We start from the raw sequence: 2,102 nt of genomic DNA, 5'->3' as shown, positions 1-2,102 counted from the left end.
GGCATTTTGGCGTAATTCGCTAGCGAAAGTGCAGCAGCTAACTAGGCGTTTAAGACGGATTCCCAACGCTTGGGAGTTTCGATTCTAGGTTGAGTTTTGTGTTTAAGGCGCAATGGTTTAGGATTGTAGTCGCGTTGCTCACCACTTAACGCAGCGTTATGTAGCTTGTGAAAATGCTATTCGGGATTTTTTAGCGAAGTAAATTTTTGTAACTACTTTTAATGGTAAATTTCATTGTGAAAAGAGAAAAGTTAATAATTGGAAATATTCCGGCAATTTTGTGGGGTGATAAATCTGATAAATTATTTATAGCTGTACACGGAAATATGTCACATAAGGCTGATGATGTGGTTGTCATATTTGCGGAGGAAGCTGTTAAATTAGGTTTTCAAGTCCTCAGTTTTGATTTGCCAAAGCATGGAGAACGAAAAAAAGAATGTACTCTCTGTAAAGTTCAACATTGTGTTCAAGATCTTGACGCTGTTATGCATTATGCAAAATCATTTTCAAACAGCATAAGTGTGTTTGCATGTAGTATTGGAGCATATTTTAGTCTTTTGGCATATAAGAATCAGGGGTTGCAGCAGTCATTGTTTCTGTCTCCTGTAGTAAATATGGAGTCTATTATAATAAACCTAATGCAATGGTTTGGTATAACTGAAAATAGACTTATGAATGAGAAAGAAGTTGCTACACCTATAGGAGAAGTACTTTATTGGGACTATTACTGCTATGTTAAAGAGAATCCTGTTGTCGAATGGAAAGTCCCAACATCGATCTTATATGGTTCTGAAGACAATTTGTGCGATTATAATATTGTTTCTTCGTTTTCAAAGCAGTTTGACTGCAATTTTAAAATATTAAAAAATGGAGAGCACTACTTTCATACAGAAGAGCAACTATCGTTTTTTAGGTTGTGGGCCAAAGAAAGATTGTTAACTAACCTAAATGAGAGTCGTACATAACAAAGCGTTTAAGACGGATTCCCAACGCTTGGCGTTCTTGGTTTGATTCAGCTTTAGTGTTTACGGCACAATGGTTTAAGTGTGGTGGCATGCGTTGCTCACCACTTAACGCGGCGTTATGTGTTGGATTAGTTTTTAAGGTCAAAGCTACGATTTCATTGAGAATTTGTTCCGTGTTTTCGGCAGGTTGGCTTGGTCGAAATGGATTCTTGAACAACCTGAGATTTATCGTTTTCAAGGTTCTTGGGTTGCCTCAATTAAGTTTTGGATCTGGTTTGTGTTGAGTTCTGTAGGTTTCAAATCGCTTTAATTGAAATGCTTTTTTGACTGATTTACTTGCTGATATTTAGCTCTGAAAGTTTGGTGAAGCAAAAGGTTTTGTTGTGGCTGAAAGGACGCTTTCTTTGTTGTTGATTCTGTAAGTGGCTTTCTTCGGCTAAGATCGCTGTGAAATTTAGGTTTTGTTAAGCATTGGTTTTGCACGTAACTTATTCAGATCTCTTCCTTTCTACGGTGGTTTACTTTGAATTCACGGTAAAATTCACATAACAAGCAATTCAAGTGGATTCTCAACGCGTGGCAGTTTTACTATGCGTTAGGTAAAGTGTTTTACGGTGCAATGCGGCGGCTTGGTCAGTGCGTTGTTCACCACTTAATTGGGCGTTATGTGTTGGATGAGTTTTTGAGGTTAATTCTACGATTTTATTGAGAATTCGTTCCGTTTTTTCGGCAAGTTGGCTTGGTCGAAATGGATCCTTGAACAACCTGAGATTTATCGTTTTTAAGGTTCTTGGATTGCCTCAATTAAGTTTTGGATCTGGTTTGTGTTGAGTTTTATCGGTTTCAAATCGCTTCAATTGAAATGCATTTTTGACTGATTTGCTTGCTGACATTCAGCACTGAAAGTCTGGTGAAGCAAAAAGTTTAGCGGTTGCTGAAAGGGCGCTTTCTTTGTTGTTGATTCTGTAAGTGGTTTTCTTTGGCTAAGATCGCTGTGAAATTTAGGTATTGGTAAGCATCATTTTTGTACGTAACTTATTCAAATCTCTTCATTTCTACGGTGGTTTACTTTGAATTCACGGTAAAATTCACATAACAAGCAATTCAAGTGGATTCTCAACGCGTGGCAGTTTTACT

Annotated in this window: 2 protein-coding genes; one reads left to right on the top strand and one right to left on the bottom strand. The window is 37.5% G+C overall.

The window, feature by feature from the left end:
- Positions 1-236: 236 nt before the first annotated feature.
- Positions 237-965 carry an alpha/beta hydrolase gene (locus AACW06_RS19255; protein WP_192076293.1) on the top strand — a complete coding sequence of 243 codons (729 nt, stop codon included), beginning with the start codon at positions 237-239 and terminating at the stop codon, positions 963-965.
- Here the strand turns inward: AACW06_RS19255 and AACW06_RS19250 are convergent.
- Positions 940-1,110 (bottom strand): hypothetical protein, encoded by a 171-nt coding sequence (locus tag AACW06_RS19250; protein WP_192076292.1) that lies wholly within the window; start codon positions 1,108-1,110, stop codon positions 940-942. The two genes, AACW06_RS19255 and AACW06_RS19250, sit on opposite strands and share 26 nt — an antisense overlap.
- Between the last annotated feature and the right edge of the window lie 992 nt (positions 1,111-2,102).

Origin of the sequence: Vibrio sp. S12_S33, from assembly GCF_963889785.1 — a bacterium.
In the GTDB taxonomy this organism is placed as follows: domain Bacteria; phylum Pseudomonadota; class Gammaproteobacteria; order Enterobacterales; family Vibrionaceae; genus Vibrio; species Vibrio aestuarianus.
This window is presented reverse-complemented; position numbering and strand designations above follow the sequence as displayed.